The organism is Nocardia sp. NPDC051750 (assembly GCF_044453135.1).
Classification (GTDB): domain Bacteria; phylum Actinomycetota; class Actinomycetes; order Mycobacteriales; family Mycobacteriaceae; genus Nocardia.
Genome location: NZ_JBITCK010000008.1, coordinates 479377 through 499553 on the forward strand (window position 1 = coordinate 479377; position 20177 = coordinate 499553).

The following is a 20177-nucleotide window of genomic DNA, read 5'->3' on the forward strand; positions in this document are numbered from 1 at the left end:
CCGTGATATTCGGATCAGTCCGTGCTCGGCGGTTCGGTCCGGTCGGCGCTGCGGCCGCCGAGGTAGCGGGCGAAGTGCTGTTCGATCGCGCGGTACAGCATGATCCGGTTCTCCGGGTTCTCGAAGCCGTGGCCCTCGTCGTCGGCGACCAGGTACTCGACCGGGACGCCACGCTCGCGCAACCGGGCGACGATGTTGTCGGATTCGGCGCGGACAACGCGGACGTCGTTGGCGCCCTGGGCGACGAGCAGCGGGGTGCGGATCTTGTCGACCATGGTGATCGGGGACCGGGCGAGCATATCGGCTTCCTGCTCCGGGATATCCGGGTCGCCGACGTAGCGGTACCAATTGTTGACGCTGAGGGCCCGGGCGAACGGCGGCAGGGTGCGCAGGAAGTTGGCGAGGTCGGAGATGCCGACGTAGTCGACGGCGGCGGCGAAGCGGTCCGGCGTGAAGGTGACACCGACGAGGGCCGCGTAGCCCCCGTAGGAGCCGCCGTAGATGCCGATGCGGTCGGGATCGGCGTAACCGCGGTCCACGGCCCAGTCGACGGCGTCGATCAGGTCGTCGTGCATGGCCTGGGCGAATTCGCCGATCGCGGCAGTGACGTGCCGTTTCCCGTAGCCGAGCGAACCGCGAAAGTTCACCTGCAGTACCGCGTAGCCACGGTTGGCGAGGAACTGCGCGCCGGGACTGTACCCCCAGGAGTCGTGGTACCAGGGCCCGCCGTGCACCACCAGCACCAGGGGAAGGTTCCGCGGTTCGACGCCGACCGGCAGGGTGAGGTAGCCGTGCAGGGGCAGCCCGTCGCGGGCCGGGAAACCGACGGATTGCATGGGGGCCAGGGTATTCGGGTCGCGGTCGGGGTAGGAACGGAAAAGCAACCGGGCATCGCCGGTGGTGTGGTCGTAGAACCAGGTGACGCCGGGGTCGCGGTCGTGGACGAAGGTGGCGATCCAGCGCTGCCCGGAGTCGTCACAGGACAGGGTGGCGAGCACGCCCTCGGACAGTTTCTGCAACTGGGCGTAGATTTCGGCGAACCGGGGGTCGAGGACTTCGATATGGGGCCGGTCGGCCACGAAGCGGGCGGCGAATATTTCGCCGGTGCGCCGATGAGTGTGGACCGGAGGCGGGAGCACGCCGGGCAGCATCATCCCGCCGAGATCCAGGTCGTGACCGTCGACGGCGGCGACGACGGTTTCCTCGCCGGTCTCGTGGTCGATGCGCACCAGTCGCAGGTTGTCACCGTCCTGGAAGGACCCGACGAGCAAGCCTTTCCCGTCGGCGGTGACCTGCTGGGGGTAGACACCCAGCGGGTGTTCGGCGCCGCCGAGCCGGCGCAGTGGCCGCGCCGCCCCGGTGGGGTCGATTGCGGAGATCTCGACGGCGCCGTCCGCGGCGAGCACGGTACGGAACACCGGTTTACCGCGGCGGTCGAGCAGGACGGCAGCGGTCGGATCGTCCTGTTCGAGGTGCAGGGTCGTTTCGCCGGTGACGATGTCGATCCGGAACGTGTCGAAGAACAGCGGGCGCCGGTTCATCGTGACCAGCACGCTGCCTGGCACCGACGGCAGCGGTTCCGCGCCCAGCACTCGCGAACCCGGGTCCAGCGGAGTGAGGTCGACCGCGGGTGCTGCGGGGTCGTCGAGGTCGACGCGGAAGAGGTGCCAGTCCTCGTTGCCGTCGGTGTCCTGGAGGTAGAGCAGCCATCGGGGGTCGTCGGTCCAGTAGTAGGTGGTGATCCCGCGGCGGGTGTCGTGGGTGACCGGGACGGCGTCGTCATGGGTCTGGTCCACACCGCGCACCCAGACGTTGCGGCGGCCCCGGTGCGGGGCGAGGTAGGCGATCCGGGTGCCGTCCGGGGAGATCGACGGGTTCGCAAACTGAGGGTCGGCGAAGAACCTTTCGATATCGATCAGCTCCGGCCGCTGGTGGGTCGGTTGTCCGGTCATACTCGGTCTCCCGTTCGCTCGGCTCCTGCACACGATTACGTACTGATCGAACACTGTGCCGCAGCGGCATACTCAAGCCCGGAAGCCGGACGCTACCCGCTGTGCTCCGGCAACAGGACGATTGCGGCTTCGGAGATGCGCGCTTCCAGGTCCCGGTGGGCCGAGGCTGTCTCGGACAGGGGGTAGGTCCGGATCGGGCGGTTTCGGAAAACCCCGTCATGCCAGGCGGCGAACAGCTCGCCGGCCGCGGTGATCACCGTGGCGCGGTCGGGTAGGTACTGTGCGGCCGGTGACTGCCTCGGTGTGATGCCCCTGCGCTTCAGGTCCGCGGTGTCCAGCTCCGGTGGCCCGGATGCCGAACCGAGAAGATCGAGGGTCGCACCATGACGTAGAACGGACACAGCCTCGGCGAAGGTAGCGCGACCGACGGTGTCGTAGAACACGTCCACACCGGAGCCGAGCTCGTCGATCGTCTTCTTCAGCTCGCCGGTACCGGCAACGACGATGTGCTGCAGGCCGAGCGCACGTGCGGCGGAAATACGATGGGGCGATGAGACGAGCGCGACGACCGTCGCACCGAGATGTTCGGCCCACGGCGCGAGTACCGAGCCGACCCCGCCGGTCGCCCCGCTGACCAGGACCACGCTGCCGGGCTCGACGCGGTACACCCGGCGCAGCCGCCCCCATGCGGTGAGCCCGTTGGCGAGCAGTGCTGCAGCTTCTCGCGCCGGGATATCCGGGGGAAGCGGGATCAGATCCGCCGCGGCGATCAGGCGCTTCGCTGCGTAGGCACCGGGTGAAAAGTAGTAGCCGACGCGGTCGCCTGCGGCGACCAGTGACACCTCGGGACCGACCGCCTCGACGACACCGGCGCCTTCGCCGCCGAGCACGGCGGGCAGAGCGCGGAGCGGGAAAGCGCCGCTCCGGAAGTAGGTATCCACGAAGTTGACACCGATGGCCTCTTGACGCAGGAGCACCTCTCCCACACCGGGGCTGCGCACCGTTTCGGTCTCGTACACGAGCTGGTCAGGGCCACCGTGCCGGTAGAGCCGTACCACACCTGTCACAACCGCTCCTCTCGAAATTGCCGTCTGTCGGACATAGACATTTCCGTCTCCTCGTTCATTCCCCTCCTGAGCGGGGGTACCGATCACTGCCCAGAAGTCGGGCGAGTCTGTTGCGGGTGGGCGGGATCCGTCTCCCGGGGTACTGAGGTCAACGCTTCCGCTCGCCGGCAATGATCTCGCGGGCACGGGGGGCTACCTCGCTGCCGAAGAGTTCGAGGGCGCCCGGGTCGTCGGAGGCGAGGATGAAGCCGGAGGTCCCGTGAGTGAGGGCGATCTCGGCCACCTGTTCGGCCCACTGCTGCGGCGGTCCGTCGAACAGTCCCGTGCCGGTTGTTCGGAATTGCCCGGTGATATTGAGGTACCGGGTGATCGCGGCCGGGTCCCGATTCGCGGTGGTCGCGGCATCGTCGATGTGCTCGTTCATCGCGGGCAGTGACGCGAGCCCGTCCGGCAGGTTCGGCAGCCCCGGAATCCAGCCGTCGGCGAGGCGGCCGATCAACCGCAGCATGCGGGGCTTGTACGCCCCGATTCGGATCGGTATCGGGTGGGCCGGAGCGGGCCCGCGTTTCGCGCCGTCGACGTGGTGGTACCCGCCGTCCACACGCAGCACGCCGGGCTCGTCGACTGCCCAGATTCCGCGCATGATCGCGATGGCCTCCTCCAGGCCCTGGAGAGCCTGGCGCGGTTCGAGTCTGCGCCCGCCCATGGCGGCGATGGCGTCCCAGAACGCGCCGGCGCCTAGGCCCATCTCGACGCGGCCGTCGCTGAGCAGGTCCAGGCTCGCGGCGGCGCGGGCGAGGACCGAGGGCGGGCGCAACGGCAGGTTGAGCACGTTGGCGCAGATCCGGATTCGCTGGGTGCGTGCGGCGACGAAGGACATGAGCGTCCAGGTGTCCTGGAAAGCGGACTGGTACGGGTGGTCCTGGTAGGTCACGAGGTCGAGCCCGGCCTGTTCCGCGACGACCGAGAGCTCGACCGGGCGCTGCGGCGGCTGCGCGGCCGGGGTGACGAAGCAGCCGAAGATCGGCTCGTGTCCGTAATCGGGCATCGTGTGCTCGCATCCGGGTGGTGGGACGGGGTGGCGGAGAAACTGCCGGCGAGGACGCCGTCCGGGTCGCAGGTCGCCGAGCCGGGCGCGGGTCTGTAGCGGCCGGGCCGATGCGTTCGGGCGCCGGTCTCGATTCGAAGGATAGTGGTCATACCTCGACCGCGAATCGGTCACCGGATCCGCCACTCTGCCGAATCGTCGAAGCCCGAGCTCGACGCCGCCCGTGGGTACTTGACTGTGCCCCTGCGGCATGGTTTTTACTCGCGACGTTCCAACGGACTCGAGCCCGGAAGAGGTCGCTTCGATGCGTTCGCCAGGATCCCGCCATTCCCGTGAAACTTCGGTGCCGGTGAACCCGGTGCCGTCGAACGTTCTGGGGCGTGAGCCGTCCTCATCGGTGGCCGATAGCTCCCGGCCGTTCGGTGCGCATGTGCGGATGAGCTGGTGGAAGCCGCTCGTGCTCCTGATCGCGGTACCGGTGATACTGGTCGTACTGCAGGTGCTGACCTACCAGGTCGTCGGCGTCATCGAAGGTAGCGACGAGCCGATGTCGGCCACGATGACGCCGTTGAAGTTCCTGGCCATCAATCTGAGTGTGGGCGCCACAGGCGTGCTGGTGGTTCTCCTGCTCGCACGGATGAGCGCGGTGCCTTGGCGCACCCTGGTCAGCTGGCCGCGGGCGTTCGACATGCGCCGCCTCGTACGGTACCTGCTTGTCGCGGCGTTGCTGGTGGGTGCCGGGTTGGGAGTTGTGGCGCTGGTCGCTCCCGAGTCTCCGGGGTGGACGGCGTTCGGCGTGAGCGGCACAACGGTCGCGATGCTGGTGATCGTTTTGTTCACCACCCCGCTGCAGGCCGCCGGCGAAGAGCTGATGTGCCGGAGCGCCGTGTTGCCCGCTGCCGCGTCCTGGGTCCGGTCGGTCCGCCCGGCCCTGGCTGTCGGGATCGTCGCCTCGGGCCTGACCTTCGCCGTGATCCACGGCTCGGCCGACCCATGGCTGTTCGGTTACTACCTCCTGCTCGGAATCTGCACCGGGCTGATGGCGGTCATCAGCGGCGGTGTCGAGGCGCCGGTCGCGTTTCATATCGCCAACAACGTCATCACGACGACCGTCAACACGCTGATGGCGGACGGTGCGGCCTTCTCCCTCGATCGCTCCACCGACGCCGGTGATGCGTCCTTGCTGATTCTCGCCGCCGTCAACATCGGTATGGTCGCGTTCGTGTGGGTGCGGGAGCGCCGAGAGCGGATTATGAGGTAGCCCTCGCATTCGACGCGGCAGCCAGGCCGAGGCCGGCTGCGGTGGGTCACGATGCCGTCGACGCACGTCCGCCCAGGTGTCGAGCCAGGAAACGTTCGAGCGTGCTGTACAGCTCGATGTTGCTGTCCGGGTTGGTGAACCAGTGGCCCTCGGCCTCGTTGAGCAGGTACTCGACCTCGGCACCGCGGGAGCGGAGTGCGTCGGCGATGCGGTCGGAGTGGCGCCGGTGGACGCGGACGTCGTTGGCACCGTGGATGAGCAGCACCGGTGCGGTGATGTCATCGACCCGGGTGATGGGTGAGCGGGCGAGCATATCCGCTCTGTCGCGGGGGTCTTCGGGGTCGCCGATGTAGCGCAGGTAGCTGTTCTCGACCGAGCGCCGGGCGAACGGGACGACCGACTCGACAAGGTCGACGAGGTCGGACATGCCGGTGTAGCTGATGGCTGCGGCGAACCGTTCGGGAGTGAAGGCTGCTCCGACGAGTGCGGCGTAGCCGCCGTAGGAGCAGCCGTAGATCGCGACGCGGTCCGGGTCGGTGTAGCCCTGGCCGATCACCTGGTCGAGGGCGTCGATGAGGTCGTCGTGCATGCGTCCGGCGAACTGGCCGATCGCGGCCTGGGTGTGGGCCTTGCCGTAGCCGGTCGAGCCGCGGACGTCGACCTGGAGCACGGCGTAGCCGCGGTTGGCCAGTAGTTGCACTTCGGGGTCGTAGCTCCAGCTGTCGCGGTACCAGGGGCCGCCGTGTACCAGCAGCACGGTGGGCAGCTTCCGGGGTTCGATCCCGGTAGGCAGGGTGAGGTGGCAGGGCAGAGTCAGCCCGTCGCGGGTGGTGAGGGTGATCGGGGTGACCGGGGCCAGCCGGCCGGGGTCCAGGTGCGGGAACGGCCGGAACAGGCGGCGCGCCCGGCCGGTGGCGTGGTCGTAGAACCAGGTGACTCCGGGGTCGCGGTCGTGGGTGAAGTCGACGACCCAGCGCCGTGCGGTGGAATCGCAGGACACGTGGGCCAGGTCGCCGTCGGACAGCTCCGCCAGCCGGGGCAGTACCGCGGCGAAGTGCGGGTCGAGCGCGTGGACGTCCTGGCGGGCACCGAGGTAGCGGGCCCCGAGTAATTCCCCGGTGCCGGGGTGCAGGATCAGTGAGGACGGGAAGCGTGGGTCGGCCTCGGGGCGTGGGGTGTCCAGGTCGAATACGGGGTGGCTGTCCACCTCTGTCTGCTCGCCGGTCGCCAGGTCCAGCCGGACCAGGCGGGTGCGGTCCGACCCGCGCGACGAACCGATCCAGAGTCCGGTCCCGTCCGGGGTGAGAGCCGCCGGGGAGACCGCGAACAGGACGTCGGTGCCCGGGAACCGGGCGATCGGGCGCCGGCGGTCACCGTTCGTCCATTCCGACAGAAGATGGTCACCCCCTTCCTCCATCGTGAAGGCCAGCACACGGCCCGGTGTGTACAGCCACTGCACAACATCGCCGGAGTTCTCCGCGATCGGGGTCAGCCGGCCGGTCGCCAGGTCGAGCTCGAACAGGTCGGCAAGGTCAGGGCGCCGCTTGTTGAGCTGGACGAACGCAATCCCTGGCCGGTCCGGTGGAAGCTGCGCGCCGAGCAGTCGCACCCCCTCGAAGGGAGTCAGGTCGACCGCGGGCTCGTCGGGCCGGTCCGGGTCCACGCGGTGCAGGTGCCAGTTCTCGTCGCCGTCGGTGTCCTGCTGGAACAGCAGGTAACGGCCATCAACGGTCCAGAAGGAGGTGTCGATGTTGCGCCGCGTGTCGGAGGTGACGCGCAGGGCGCCCGGGACATCGGCGCCGGGTACGTCATCGGGGGTGGCCCAGTCCGAATCCACATCGCGGAGGAACACGTTGAGCCGACCACGCCACGGGGCAAGGTAGGCGACGGTCCTGCCGTTCGGGGACAGCCGGGCGCGGCTTCGGGTCGGTGGACCGAAGAATTCCTCGACGGCGATCAGCTTCGACGCGGACGTCATCGACAGTCCTCCTGGTCGACGGGTATTCACCCCCCGAGTACAGACTCTGACGTCGCGGCATGCTCAAGTCCGCCCGGCGTGATCTCGGTCATCGGGTCCACGACAGGTGAGGTCACGAGCGGGGACGCCATGTCCTCATCCGTCGTTCGTGGCGCTCCATTCGACGAGGGGGTGCAGAACACGCATCAGTCCCGCGCCTTTTTCGGTGGGCCGGTACAGGATCTGGACCGGTGTCGTCGGCACCACGACTCGCTCGATCAGTTGGTGGCTCTCGAGTTCGCGGAGGCGCTGGGACAGTAGCTGGTTCGAGATTCCGGTGATCCGTGAGCGGTAGTCGACGAACCGGCGAGCCCCCCGCATCGCCGCCAAGAGCACGGCGGCAGTCCACTTCTTGCCCACGAGCTCGACCGACTGCTGGAAACTGCGGCACACGTCGTCGTCGATGCGCTCGTACACGTCCGGGCGGTTCTGGACGGGTGGCGTGGAGGATTCGCCGGACGGCGGAATACTGGCCATGTGATCAGGCTACTAGAGCGAGTCATCTTTTGTGACTAGGTCACGTCCCACTTGTTGTCCCTGGCCGCTGGTGTGCACCCTTCTGTCATGGATGCACACCCCCGTCGCGACGCGCTGTGAACTACGGACACCGGCTGAAGTTCGGGCTGCGCCTGCCGACACACGACGGCTGCGAACCCGGCCGTCCGGTTCAATGGGCGGGCATGGCCGAACAGCAGGGGTTGGATCTGCTCGTCATTCCGGCCGACACCACCGAGGGCTCCGAGCTCGAGCCGTGGACCGTGTCGTCGTGGATCGCAGCGACCACGAGCTCGCTCGGATTGTCGGTGGAAGCAAGGCCCACCCGTCACCCGGCGATGCTCGCTCGGGCCGTCGCAAGCCTGGACCACCTCACCGAGGGCAGGGTCGATCTGACTCTCCCGGCGGGTCCGGCATCGGCCGGCTCCGGGCCGATGAGCCCGGGGCGCGAGGCGCGATGGCCGGCCGACGATACCGGCGCGGCACTCAGCGAGGCGATTCATGTCGTCCGCGAGCTGTGGAATGTCCTCGACCGCGGCCTCGGCCGATTCGCCGGCCGCTTCTACCGGCTCGCGGGGGCGCAGAAGTCGGCACCAGCGCACGACGTGCCGATCGTCGTGGACGGCCAGGACCGAAACGTGTTGCGGCTCGTGGGAAAGCAGGCTGACGAATGGTCGACGGGCGGGTGGGATATCGCCGCTCTGGCAGCGGGCAACCGGGTGATCGACGAGTCGGCGCGGGAGGCCGGCCGCGATCCCCGCGAGATCCGCAGAAGGGTCACAATCCGAGGTGACTTCGGGGACCGCACAGGCATATTCACCGGCACTGCCGCCGACTGGGTGACCGATCTGCTGCCACTCGTCGTCGACCACGGAGTGGGCACCGTTGTGCTCGACACCGACGATCGAGGCGTCGCGATCACGTTCGCGACCGAGGTCGCTCCCGCCCTGCGGGCGGCCACGGAGGCAGCGCTGCCGCGTGAGTGGTCGACCGCTCGGGTCCGCCGATCCGCAGCGCTTGCCAGGCGTCGTCCCGGGATCGACTACGACGGCGTTCCAGCGGAAATGGCCGAGGTCGTCGAGCCCGGGGACCTGGCCTACGCTCGGCTGCGGTCCGGATACCTGCGGGGCGGCGCGCCCGGGATCATCTTGCGTGCCGAGACGAACGAGCAGGTGGCACAGGCGGTAGCGTTCGCCCGTCGGCACCCCGGCGTGCCCCTGTCTCGCCGAAGTGCCGGACACGGGATCTCCGGACGTTCCACCAATGACGGCGGGATCGTCATCGATGTATCGCTGATGAACACGATCGAGGTGCTCGACGAGAAGACGCGGCGAGTGCGCATCGGGCCGGGAGCGCGCTGGGCCGAGGTGGCGGCCGCACTGGAGCCGCACGGCTGGGCGTTGAGCTCGGGCGATTACGGCGGGGTCGGAGTGGGGGGCCTCGCGACGGCGGGGGGAATCGGGTACCTCGCGCGTGGGCACGGGCTGACCATCGACCGCCTGCGGGCCGTGGAGATCGTGCTCGCGGACGGCTCGACCGTAAAGGCCGGCGATTCGGAGAATTCGGATTTGTTCTGGGCTGTTCGGGGCGCGGGCGCGAACTTCGGGATCGTCACCGCCTTCGAGTTCGAGGCCGACGAAGTCGGGGCGGTCGCATTCGCCCAGCTCACTCAGGACGCGAGCGATCTCGAACGCTATCTCGTCGAGTGGGGTCGCGTGGTCGAAGACTCACCGCGGGACCTCACCAGCTTCGTTATCGTGCCCCCTCCGCGGGCCGGCCGACCGGTATTGGCGCTGAGTCGCACCATGGTCGACGCCGCGGATCGCGAGACCGTTCTCGCTCGGCTGGAGCCGCTGGCGGCGATCTCGCCACTGTATGCCCAGGACGTCGTCATCTCGTCCTATGCGGCCGTGATGAACAACGCGAGCGACGACGCACCTGTTTCGCACGGTGAACCGGTCTCCCGTAGCGGCCTGCTCCGGCACATCACCCCGCAGTTCGCCGCGGCAGCAGCCAGTGTGCTCCGCAGCGGAGCGATCGGATGGTTCCAGCTCCGCTCGGTCGGCGGGGCCGTCGCCGACATTCCCACGGATGCCACCGCCTACGCCCACCGCGACGCGAATTTCTCGCTCGTGGTGATGGGCGGTATCGACGAGGTGGTCGACAAGGCGTGGGACCGCCTGCGCCCCTTCCTCGATGGCCTCTACATCAGCTTCGAGTCCAGCCTCCGGCCCGGACGTCTCGCCGAGGCATGGCCCCCACGAACTCTGTCCCGCTTGCGTGAGCTCAAGACCGTGTACGACCCCGAGGGAGTGTTCGGCGACAACTTCGCCCTCACTCCCGCGACGAATACCCCAGGAGGAAGAGACCGATGACCGACTACGGCCACGCCCTGTGGTTCGGCAGTTTCGTCACCCCCGCCGCCCGCCCGCCGCAGAAGCCGGTCGAGCTGGCCATGACGTCCGAGCGGGCCGGGCTCGACCTCGTCAGCTTCCAGGACCACCCGTACCAGGCGGCGTTCCAGGACACCTGGACCTTGATGTCGTACGTCGCGGCACGCACCGAACGGATCCGGATCAGCGGCAATGTGCTGAGCCTGCCGTTGCGCCCCCCGGCTGTACTGGCCCGCGCCGCCGCGAGCCTGGACCGGCTCACCGGTGGACGGGTCGAGATGGGTATCGGTGCCGGTGCGTTCTGGGACGGCATCATCGCGATGGGGGGCCGGCGGCTTGCGCCGGCGGACGCCGTACGGGCGTTGGAGGAAGCCGTCGAGGTGATCCGCGGAGTGTGGGCCACCGACGAGCCAGGCCCTCTCGAACTCCAGGGAGAGTTCTATGCCGTGGCGGGCGCGAAGCGGGGACCCGCACCCGCCCACCCGATACCGATTCGTATCGGGGCCTACAAGCCGCGCATGCTGCGACTGACCGGCCGGATCGCCGACGGCTGGCTGCCCTCGCTCGGCTACCTGCCCGCCGGCCCCGCCTCACTGGCATCGATGAACGAGCAGATCGACGAGGCCGCATCCGCCGCCGGACGCAAGCCCACCGCGGTCACCCGTACGCTCAACCTCAGCGGCCGATTCACCGGTGGCGCCGGCGGCGGCATGTTCGAAGGAACTCCCGGTGACTGGGCTGAACAGATCGCCGACCTCGCTCTCCAGTACGGAGTTTCCGGATTCATCCTGGCCTCGGACGACCCTGCCGACCTGGACCTCTTCGGCCACGAGGTCGCGCCGCGAGCCCGCGAGCTCGTCCGGTCCGAACGCACGGCGTGACGGGGTATGCCCCTGGCGGGCGCATTGACGAATTTCCCGTACCGGCAGGCCCGGCGCGATTGTTCGGGCGGCGAGACGAAGTCGCGGTTCTCGACGAACTTCTCTCGCGGGCTCGCGATGGGACCGGTGGCGCGCTCGCGCTGTGGGGCGAGCCGGGTATCGGAAAGTCTGCCCTGCTTCGATACGTTCACGAGCAGGCCGCGGATTTTCTCCGGCTGAGCTATCAGGCCACCCGGCCCGAGTCGGATCTGGACTTCGCAGGGCTGCACGGACTGCTGCGGCCGGTGACCGATCGCGTCGAGTCGTCGGTGGCGGGTCGAGCTGCGTCGTTGCGGGATGCGCTCGGATCGAGCAGTGGGCCGGTGAACCGGCTGCTGGTCGGCTCGGCCGTGCTCTCATTACTCGGCGGGCTTGCCGAACAGCAGCCGGTGCTCGTCGTCGTGGACGACGCGCAGTGGCTCGATCAGGCCACCGCGCTGTGCCTGGGAATCGTTGCTCGACGAGTCTGGGTAAATCCCGTGGTGGTCGTGCTCGCCGATCACAGTGACCCGGCTACCCGGTCATGGGAGGGCATACCCGACCTGCGGGTAGAGGGCCTCACCGACGAGAGCGCACGGCAGCTTCTGGCGACCGTGGCGCCCTACACCGACGGGCCGACGGTTCAGCACATGGTCGAGCAGGCCGGCGGCAACCCTCTGGCGTTGGAGGAGCTGGCCGTGCTCGAGGGCGTCCGCGACAACGCCGAGTGTCGGCAGGATTGCGGGCGGCGACTCGTCGGGCCCCGCCTGCAGCGGGCCTTCCGTGCTGGGATCGAGGCTCTCAGCCCCGCGGCTCAGCTGCTGACGGTGCTCGCGGCGGCCGAGGACCACGGCGACCGGCTCACGGTGCAGCGAGCCGGTTGCGCTTCGGGGGCTGACGAGGCCGCCTGGGAGGAGGCGACCAACGCGAGCCTGCTCCACGTCGCCGGCAACCGAGTCGGGTTCCGGCATCCCATCGTCGGCACAGCCGTCTACGAGGGTAGTGGTCCCGCGGCACAGCGACGGGCGCACCGCATATTGGCCGCGGCACTACCGGACGACGCGGAGAATCGCGCCTGGCACCTCGCCGCCGCGGCGCATGACCGCGACGAGGATGTCGCGATGTTGCTCGAACGGTCCGCGGAGCGCTCCCGGCTCCGCGGGGACACGACCGCGGCGGAACGGGCGTTGCGCCGGGCCGCCGAACTCTCGCCTGCACCGCTCGAGGCGTCCCAACGGCTCGCTGCGGCGGCCCGGGTTTCGTGGGATTCCGGGCGGATGGCCATCGCTGAGTGCCTGCTCGATGACGCGCAACGGCTGGCGCCCGGTGCTCATATCGCCCGGCGTAGCCGGGGCTTGCGAGGTGTCATCGAACTCGCCCGAGGAATGCCCGAGCTGGCGCATCACTACCTGATCACCGATATGGCCCGAGTAGCGGATCCGGACACGGCACTGGAACTGGGCACCATGGCCATGCACGCCGGTTGGTCGGCCGGGCGTAGCGATCTGCAGGCCCGTGCGGCCGAGCTGTCGGTCGGGCTCGACACAGCGAATCGGGCTGCGTTACCCGCCCTGCTGACCTGGTGGAGTGCTGACGTACCGGCCGCCGCGGCATCGACCGCTCTGCCCGATGCCGGGGATATGGTCGCGCGGGCCCGGACCACGATGTTGCGGTTGCTTCCGCCGACGCCGCTCGGGCTGGCCTGGGGTATCGACAAGCCGATGGGGGATGCCCTGCGCCGCCGAATCGCGTATCTGCGGCGCACTTCCGAGCCTGCCCGACTCGCCGGCGCGCTGGCTCGGACCGCGATGCTCGACAGCTTCGCCGGTCGCTGGGCAGAAGCAGAATCCTCGGCCACGGAAGGGCTGCGGCTGGCGGAGGATATGGGCGCCGATCACATCGCCTCCCAGTGTCGCAACTGCCTGGGTTGGCTCGCTGCCGCACGTGGTGACGAGCGTCTGGTCGCCGAGGTCACCGCCCGCACGCTGGATACTTCACTCCCGCAGGGTGTTCGAGCGTTGAGCGCGGCCGCCTACTGGAACCGCGGGATGGCGTTGCTGTTCCACGAGCGTCCCGAAGATTCGTTGGAAATCCTGATCCGACTGGCCGAGCCAGGGCATGACGCGGCGCACTCGACCTACGCGCTGCTGTCCGCTCTCGACACCGCCGAGGCGGCAGTGCACGTCGGAAGACACGAGGTCGCGGAGGAACGAGTGCGGGCACTCGAAGCCTGGGCGCGGCGCACCGGAGCGCCATGGGCTCGGACCGCCGCGCATGTCGGTCGAGCACTCCTCGGAGGTCCCCGTGTCGAGAGTGCCTTCCGGGCCGCGCTGGACGTGCCGGATGCCCGGTCGAACCCGCTTCTGCACGCTCGCGCGCAACTGTTCTATGGCGAGTGGTTGCGGCGCGACCGGCGGCGGACCGACGCGCGTATCCAGCTCGCCGGCGCCGCCGCGGTGTTCGATCGGCTCGGGGCCGAGCCGCTGCGCCGCCGTGCCCAGCGCGAGCACGATCTCACCGGCCCTCCGGGACGCCGGGGAAGCTTGGACGTCAGGGAGTTGAACCGACTCACCGCCCAGGAACAGCGGGTTGCCCGATTGGCTGCCGAACAGCTGACGAATCGCGAAATCGCCGCCCAGCTGCGGATCAGCCACCGAACGGTGGGCCACCATCTCGGCAACGTGTTCGCCAAGCTGGGCATCACTGCGCGGACGGAGCTGAGCTGCGCCCACGTCGGCTGCGAGTCGGGGTGAGCGCGGGCACGCGGCGGCAAGCCGGCAGGCCTGCCGCCGGCGGCGGCGACGGGACGCCGCCACCACACGGTCCCGTGACGACACTGAGCGGTGCAACGGGCGAACACGGCCCCGTCGCACCGCTCGAGTGGTTGAACTGTTCAGGGCGGCGTCAGGTCAAGAAGACCGGGGGGTTCTCGCCCCGTAACCGGTAGTCCGGTCGAGGACGTTCCAGTCGGATCGACTCCAACACGGTGTATGCGTGGTACTTGGTCTGAGTGGTCGCACCCGCCAGACGTTCCCACCAGAGTTGGCCATTGCTGGTTTTCTTCTCGAGGACGTGCCGGGTGGTGTAGTTCGCCATCGAGTTGATCCAGTTCTCGGTGCCGACGAATATCCTGTCCCAGCCTGTGCTGCTCACGATGTCGGCCAGCGCGTCCGAGCGACTGAACTGCTCGACCGCGGCAGTCGCCCCCGCGAGTACGTCGGCGAAGTACTCCACGCACAGTTTTACCTGTTCGTAGGTGCCGTAGTGCATATGGTGTCCGCCGATGAAGAAATCGAAGTCGTATTCGAGAATCTGTGAGTGTGCCTCGTACCACCCGGAAATGTTTTGCGAGGCATCACAATGCATGAATGTGACGCTGCCGGGACTCAGGATATCCACTGCGGTGAGCACCTTCTGCTGCGGCGCGTAGATGAAGATGTTTCCCGGGCAGTGGTTTTCACCCTTATACGACAGCTGCAAGCTCACCCCGCCGACAACGAGCACGAGCTCGTCGTCGAATGTTGTGGTCGGCAGCGGACGCTTCGGGTCGGGAAAGCGTTCCAGAAGTTCCTTGGTGATGCGGTGGGCGACGATCTCGACGTCGGGGCCGAAAACAGAGGCCGCTCCGATGTGATCGGCGTGCCAGTGACTGTAGATCACGTGGGTCACGGGTTTGTCGGTGGCGTCTTCGATCGCCGCCAGCATGTTCTCGCCCAGCGTCGGCGGCGCGTCGATCGCGACCACGCCCTCGTCGGTCACTACGAATCCGGCGTCATAGCCGGCGCTGGTGACCCAGTAGAAGCCGCCTCGTAGTTCCTCGACGTGGTAGCCGTACTTTTGAAAGTGCTCACTCTCGAAATAGGGGGGATAGTACCCCTGGGGGTCCGGCGGGTCGTCCGGCCCGACTGGCGGGAACCCATAATTGTCTATCCCGTAGAAGCCCGAGGTGTTGTCGACATTGATGGGTTTCTGACTGTGCTGGCACATCGACGAGATGCCTTTCTATTGTCTGCTCTGGTCGTGAAGTATTGGAGCGCTGCGGGTATGCGGTCGGCCGACTATCCCGCGGACGCGAAGCGAAGGATCGCTTTGGTGACGCGACCCGAGCCCGCGTCCTCGAACGCGGTGTTGATATCGGCGAAGTCGTAGCAGGACAGCAGCCGGTCGATCGGGAACCGGCCGGCTCGATAGAGCTGGGCAATTTCGTTGATCAGCAGCGGAGAGACGGCGTCGCCCTGGATGATGCCCTGCAACGATTGGCCGAGCGTGAGCCGGCCCGCGTCGATCACCGCGCCCGCGCCTTCGTGGAACGCCACGAAGCCGAAACGGCCCATGGGCGCCAAGGCGCCGACTCCGGCGTCGAGGTTTTCCTTGCGGCCGCTGGTGTCGAGGATGTACTCCAGGCCGCGTTCGTCGATCGCGCGGAGCGCGCCGGTCAGATCCTCGACTCGGCCGGGGTCGACACAGTGTGTCGCCCCCAGTTCGCGCGCGAGCTGCAACCGGCCGGCGTCGACGTCGACGGCGACGATGGTGGTCGCACCCGCGACATGCGCCGCCATGACTGCTGCCAGGCCCACGGCACCCACGCCGAAAACGGCGAAGGAGGCCCCCACTGGAACAGCGAGAGCCTCGAGTACGGCTCCCGCGCCTGTCTGCACTCCGCAACCCAGCGGAGCCATGACCTCGAGCGGCAGGTCACGGGGGACTTTGATCGTATTCCGCTGGTGGGTCAGGGCGTACGAGGAGAAGGAGGACTGGCCGAAGAAGTGGCCGTGGGGCTCAGGGCCGCGGGCGACGTGCAGGCCGTTCGAGCCATCCAGCCGGGCACCGGCGAAGTTGGCCGCCCAGACGCTGTCACAGTAGGCCGCGTGCGAGGAAAGGCACGGCTTGCAGTGGCCGCACGAATGGTAGGAGAGGACGACATGGTCACCGGGCTCGACGGTGGTGACGGCGGCCCCCACCCGCTCGACAACTCCCGCGCCCTCGTGCCCGAGCACCACCGGTAACGGAGTCGCCATTCGTTGCGCACGTACGTGTGCATCGGTTGCGCATATTCCGGCCGCGGCAATGCGGACGAGTACCTCGTCGGGGCGCGGGTCTTCGATCTCGATATCGCGGAATTCGAACGGCCCGTCCTTGATTTCCAGGACTGCGGCGAGTGCGGACGTGGTCATATGTTGTCGGCCTCTTGCGCAGTGCCACCGGCGCCGAGGTGGCAGAGGACAGGAATCACAGCTACTCCCAGATCGAGTTCCCATGGCCGCAGGGGGCCTTTAACGTGTCCGAATTTACTTCGGCCACCAGCACTTTCGGATCGGTCGCCATATCGGTCACAGTCCGATAGCCGCCGGATGTGTTTTCCGAACCCGGACGGTCTCGCGCCGGTCGCAACCCTCGAACGAATCCGTTGACGAGGCCCTCGGCGGCGGGTAAGTAGCAGAGGCGGTGTCGACGCGCGGCCGCTTAACCGGAAGACCGACCAGCAGATCGCTGTCTTCGGGGAGAGCGGCAGCGGCAAGACCGTCCTGGTCTCATCGTTCTATGGGGCGACACAGTAACGGGCGTACAAGGCCGAGCCACCCGTACGAAGTGGTTGCGGACAAGGTCCTCGGGTCCGGCGGCAGTGCCTCTCCCGGGTTTCAGAGATTGGAGTTCATTCGGTCGGGGCGGGACAGATGCTGCCGATGACCTGTTTCAGCGGCCCGTCTGATCGCTTCGAGCACCCGGTGGCGATCGAGTGCGACCGCGAAGTCCGGCGCATTGGCGGTTCCGTCGCGGAGGTCGGCGGCGAACTGGGCGTAGAGGCGGGCGACCCCCGCTGCGGGTGCGTCGAGTTGCAGGTCGGGAGCCGCATAGGCGGGGGGGACCTGTAGCACTTGGACAGGCTCGCTGCCGCGGCGCAACGTGATGGTGAAATCGGTGAAATGGATGTAGCCCGACGCCGACTCCACACGCAGACTGCCCTCGGTGCCCTGGATCTCCCATACCATCGCCGAGCCGGCAGACTGCCCGGCGCTGTAGTGCAGCGAGGTGACGATCGCGCCTTCGAGAACGCCGGCGACGACGATCTCATCCGGCGCGTCCCTCGGCAGCGACGCGCCATCGGAGAGGCGGACGCCGTCACCGCGCTGGTTGGCCACGACGGCGGACAGACTCTCGAACGTGCCGAGCACGCGAGCGAGCGGTTCGAGCCCGTGGCCGAGCATGATACTCAGAAGCGTGGCGCCATGCTTTGCGTGAGCCATATACTCGACCGGCGGGTCATATCGGCCGACCCACATGTCGTCGGCCAAATGCGCTCGGATGCTCGTGCTGAGCGGCTTGCCGATCACGCCTTGCGCGATGAGGTCGCGAAGGAAGAGGATCGGCGGGTGCAGGCCGCCCTGCAACCCGGCAACCGTCCGCAGCCGCCGCTCGCGGGCAAACCCCTCCAGCGCTTCGGCTTCCGAGAGGTTTCGTGCGAGCGGCCATTCGCAATAAACCATCTTGCCCGCGGCCAGCGCGTCGGAAACAATCTGCTTGTGCTCCGGCACCTTGACCGCAACCACCACCAGGTCGACCTCCGGTCGCACGACCAGAGCCTCATGTGTGTCGAAGGCGAGATCGGCGCCCAGCCGACGAGCGGTCGCGTTCGCGCTCTCCATACGAGTCGTACTGACGGCGCGGATCTGGAACGCGTCGAGCGCCTGCAGCGCCGGGACGTGAGCAATTCCGCCCCAGCCCCGATCGGCACTGGCCCCGATAAGGCCGACGCCGATCCGGGTATTTGCTGAATTCATCATCTAGGGTGCTCCTGCCTTGTGCAGCCCCGGCAATGCTCCCCGGGCTGCGTCACGATGATTCGTTTCCGGACAAAGGCGTGGGCACTCGGGCTCACCATGGCGAGCGAGCAATTGTTGCCGTTCGCGTAGCGGCCGCGGGGTTTGAGCCCGAGTGACCCAAGCGCAGGTTTTACACGTGAGCCCAATGGGCCTCGAGTTCGCGCGCGACATCGGCCGGACGCTCTATCATCGGCCAGTGCGAGCTGCGCAGCTTGAAGACGGCACGTGCGCGTGTGGCATTACCGAGCTCGTCGGCGAAGCGGTGCGGAAGAAACGGATCGTCCAGGCCCCAGATCACTAGCGCCGGCGCGGTCACGTTGCTCAAACCTGGCTTCCACTCCGCCCCGACCTCGATCGCCGAACGGTAAAGGGCGAGAATGCTTGCCCTCATAGTGGCATCGAGATGCCGGACCGATTCGTTTGCCGCGTCGCGCGGCATCTGCGCCTCGTTGAGGCTTGCTGCGAACGCCTCGAGGTCGAGGTCCGCCATCCATTGCTCGCCCTCGCCTGGCGTTTGCCAGATCTTGGCAAGATAGTGCCACGGATACTCCGGATCGATCGGCCCGCTGATGCCTGTCCATGTCCGCACCAGATCTGGTCGGATAGACGCGAGACGGCCCGTCAGCAGAGACCCCCAATCATGACCGACCAGGTCGACGGGTTCGCCGATTTCTTCGATCTTCTTGATAAGCCAATCGAGATACTCTTCTTTCGTCGACGTGAATCCCGCTGGTAGGGGTACGCCGAACCCGGGGAGATCGATCGTCACAATATCTTCGCGTTGAAGATAGGAACGGACGGTGTCCCAAAGCCGGTGGGTATCAGGTACACCATGGACGAGGACTGCAGGCATTTCGGATTCTCCAATTGATTGTTGTCGTGGTCGAATGGCCGGTCGGCCGAGTCAGGGAAGGAGGATGACTTTGCCCTTCAGCGGGTCCGAACCTATGTCGGCCGCCCGTGCCCGCGGATCGGTCGCCGTATCCGTCACGGCAGTAATGCACGGTGCCGCGAGGTGCGGTGGCGTCAGTGCCGGACGCCGGTCCGGGCGGCTTGTTCGACTCGGGCGATGAGACGGCTGTTGTGGGCGGCGTGCTGGAAACCCGGGGTGTGGTGGGTGCCGTTTGTGATGTCGCGGGCCAGGCCGGCGTAGACCTCGCCGACGTTGATGGAAGCGCCCGTCCAGATGTTGGCGGCGGTGGGTCCCGCACCGGTGGCGACCGGGCGGTCGGGCGTGGTGAAGTCGACGCTCGACGAGAGGGTGAGGTCGCCGACCTGAACGCCCGCGGGGTGGTCGCCCGTCAGCTTCAGCCAGCCCTCCGATCCGCGTACTTCCAGACTGAAGTGGGCGTCGGAGGCGGGCACGCCCGCCAGGATCTGCACCCCGACCGGCGCCCCCGAGGAGGTCTTGGCGATGGCGTCGAGGTGATCCGGGACCTCGCGGACAGATATCGCGCCGGTGTCGACCAACTTCACCTGGGGCCAAAGGAGTTCGGTGCGGGCGTCGATCTCGGTGATGTCGCCGAGAACGGCCTCGACCACATCCAGGACGTGGCCCGCGGCAATGGTGAGGAAGCCGGCGCCGGACGCTGCCTTGTCGAAGTACTCGTACGCGCTCACCGACTCCGGGCCGTTGCCAAAGGTCGTCGCGGCGACTCGCGCCGAGAGCAGCCGCCCGAGCCGGCCCTCAGCGATGATCTCCGCCGCGCGGCGTACCGAGGGGTTGAGTCGGCCCTGCAGGCCGATCGCGGTGTGCAGCGAGCCTGCCGCCTCGGCCATTTCTTCCGCCTGCGCGACGGTCGAGCCCAGTGGCGACTCCGAATACACGGCCTTGTTCGCTGTGAGCGCCGCCAGCACGAGCTTGCGGTGAGCCGGCACCTTGACCGCCACGGTGACGAGGTCGATCGACGGATCGCCGATGAGCTCGAACGGATCGGCGTACCAACGTCGGGCGCCGAACGCCTCCGCAGCGCTGCGAGCGCTCTCCGCATGCCGTGTCGCCACGGCCGCAAGTTCGAACGCCGGCTGGGCCGCCAGCGCGGGGATATGCGATGCCCCCGCCCAGCTCGCCTTCGTGTCCGCACCGATGATGCCGACACGAATCACATTGCTTGCCATGATGTAGAGCTCCATTCATCCATAGACAAAATCTGGGGCGACCTGCCAGCGCGCTGCTGACTACCTGGGCCGTGAGCGCTATACCGGCAGATCCTGCGCGGCGACC

14 protein-coding genes are annotated in these 20177 nt (G+C 67.8%); 4 read left to right on the forward strand and 10 right to left on the reverse strand.

The features are described 5' to 3' along the window. Nucleotides 1-14 precede the first annotated feature (14 nt). From ACIA75_RS33320 to ACIA75_RS33330, 3 genes are all read right to left on the reverse strand, one after another. Nucleotides 15-1952: a S9 family peptidase gene (locus ACIA75_RS33320; protein WP_397111024.1), complete on the reverse strand. Its 1938-nt coding sequence runs from the start codon at nucleotides 1950-1952 to the stop codon at nucleotides 15-17. Between the two features lie 92 nt (nucleotides 1953-2044). Then, nucleotides 2045-3019, reverse strand: coding sequence for a zinc-binding dehydrogenase (locus ACIA75_RS33325; protein WP_397111025.1), 975 nt, complete (start codon nucleotides 3017-3019; stop codon nucleotides 2045-2047). A gap of 148 nt (nucleotides 3020-3167) precedes the next feature. Next, on the reverse strand, nucleotides 3168-4067 hold the full coding sequence (locus tag ACIA75_RS33330) for an LLM class flavin-dependent oxidoreductase (RefSeq protein ID WP_397111026.1): 900 nt from the start codon (nucleotides 4065-4067) through the stop codon (nucleotides 3168-3170). Between the two features lie 358 nt (nucleotides 4068-4425). Here ACIA75_RS33330 and ACIA75_RS33335 point away from each other — a divergent pair, with 358 nt between their 5' ends. After that, complete coding sequence (locus ACIA75_RS33335) at nucleotides 4426-5328, forward strand: CPBP family intramembrane glutamic endopeptidase (RefSeq protein ID WP_397111027.1); 903 nt, start codon at nucleotides 4426-4428, stop codon at nucleotides 5326-5328. 46 nt (nucleotides 5329-5374) lie between these two features. On the opposite strand, the gene ACIA75_RS33340 is transcribed toward ACIA75_RS33335, so the two are convergent. Together ACIA75_RS33340 and ACIA75_RS33345 are read right to left on the reverse strand one after the other, a co-directional pair. Continuing rightward, complete coding sequence (locus ACIA75_RS33340) at nucleotides 5375-7306, reverse strand: alpha/beta fold hydrolase (RefSeq protein ID WP_397111028.1); 1932 nt, start codon at nucleotides 7304-7306, stop codon at nucleotides 5375-5377. Nucleotides 7307-7441: 135 nt separating this feature from the next. Then, nucleotides 7442-7822 (reverse strand): winged helix-turn-helix transcriptional regulator, encoded by a 381-nt coding sequence (locus tag ACIA75_RS33345; protein WP_397111029.1) that lies wholly within the window; start codon nucleotides 7820-7822, stop codon nucleotides 7442-7444. Nucleotides 7823-7938: 116 nt separating this feature from the next. Between ACIA75_RS33345 and ACIA75_RS33350 the strand changes: the two genes are divergently transcribed. From ACIA75_RS33350 to ACIA75_RS33360, 3 genes are read left to right on the forward strand one after another with little or no spacing between them, the layout of a single operon-like run. Beyond that, nucleotides 7939-10215: an LLM class flavin-dependent oxidoreductase gene (locus ACIA75_RS33350; protein WP_397111030.1), complete on the forward strand. Its 2277-nt coding sequence runs from the start codon at nucleotides 7939-7941 to the stop codon at nucleotides 10213-10215. Next, entirely contained in the window at nucleotides 10212-11114 is a 903-nt protein-coding gene (locus tag ACIA75_RS33355) for an LLM class flavin-dependent oxidoreductase (protein ID WP_397111031.1), read from the forward strand. The genes ACIA75_RS33350 and ACIA75_RS33355 overlap by 4 nt, the downstream gene beginning before the upstream one ends. A 59-nt stretch (nucleotides 11115-11173) precedes the next feature. After that, on the forward strand, nucleotides 11174-13885 hold the full coding sequence (locus ACIA75_RS33360) for an ATP-binding protein (protein WP_397111032.1): 2712 nt from the start codon (nucleotides 11174-11176) through the stop codon (nucleotides 13883-13885). A 151-nt stretch (nucleotides 13886-14036) separates the two neighbouring features. Here the strand turns inward: ACIA75_RS33360 and ACIA75_RS33365 are convergent, their stop codons facing one another. The 5 genes from ACIA75_RS33365 to ACIA75_RS33385 all read right to left on the reverse strand — a co-directional run bounded on the left by ACIA75_RS33365 (nucleotide 14037) and on the right by ACIA75_RS33385 (nucleotide 20071). Beyond that, a complete protein-coding gene (locus ACIA75_RS33365) occupies nucleotides 14037-15119 on the reverse strand; it encodes an MBL fold metallo-hydrolase (RefSeq protein ID WP_397111033.1) in 1083 nt (360 codons plus the stop codon). Between the two features lie 71 nt (nucleotides 15120-15190). Then, a complete protein-coding gene (locus ACIA75_RS33370) occupies nucleotides 15191-16306 on the reverse strand; it encodes an NAD(P)-dependent alcohol dehydrogenase (RefSeq protein ID WP_397111034.1) in 1116 nt (371 codons plus the stop codon). A gap of 465 nt (nucleotides 16307-16771) precedes the next feature. Further along, nucleotides 16772-17914: a Gfo/Idh/MocA family protein gene (locus tag ACIA75_RS33375; RefSeq protein ID WP_397111035.1), complete on the reverse strand. Its 1143-nt coding sequence runs from the start codon at nucleotides 17912-17914 to the stop codon at nucleotides 16772-16774. 169 nt (nucleotides 17915-18083) lie between these two features. Further along, entirely contained in the window at nucleotides 18084-18806 is a 723-nt protein-coding gene (locus ACIA75_RS33380; protein WP_167505457.1) for an alpha/beta fold hydrolase, read from the reverse strand. A 173-nt stretch (nucleotides 18807-18979) separates the two neighbouring features. Continuing rightward, nucleotides 18980-20071, reverse strand: coding sequence for a Gfo/Idh/MocA family protein (locus ACIA75_RS33385; protein WP_397111036.1), 1092 nt, complete (start codon nucleotides 20069-20071; stop codon nucleotides 18980-18982). Between the last annotated feature and the right edge of the window lie 106 nt (nucleotides 20072-20177).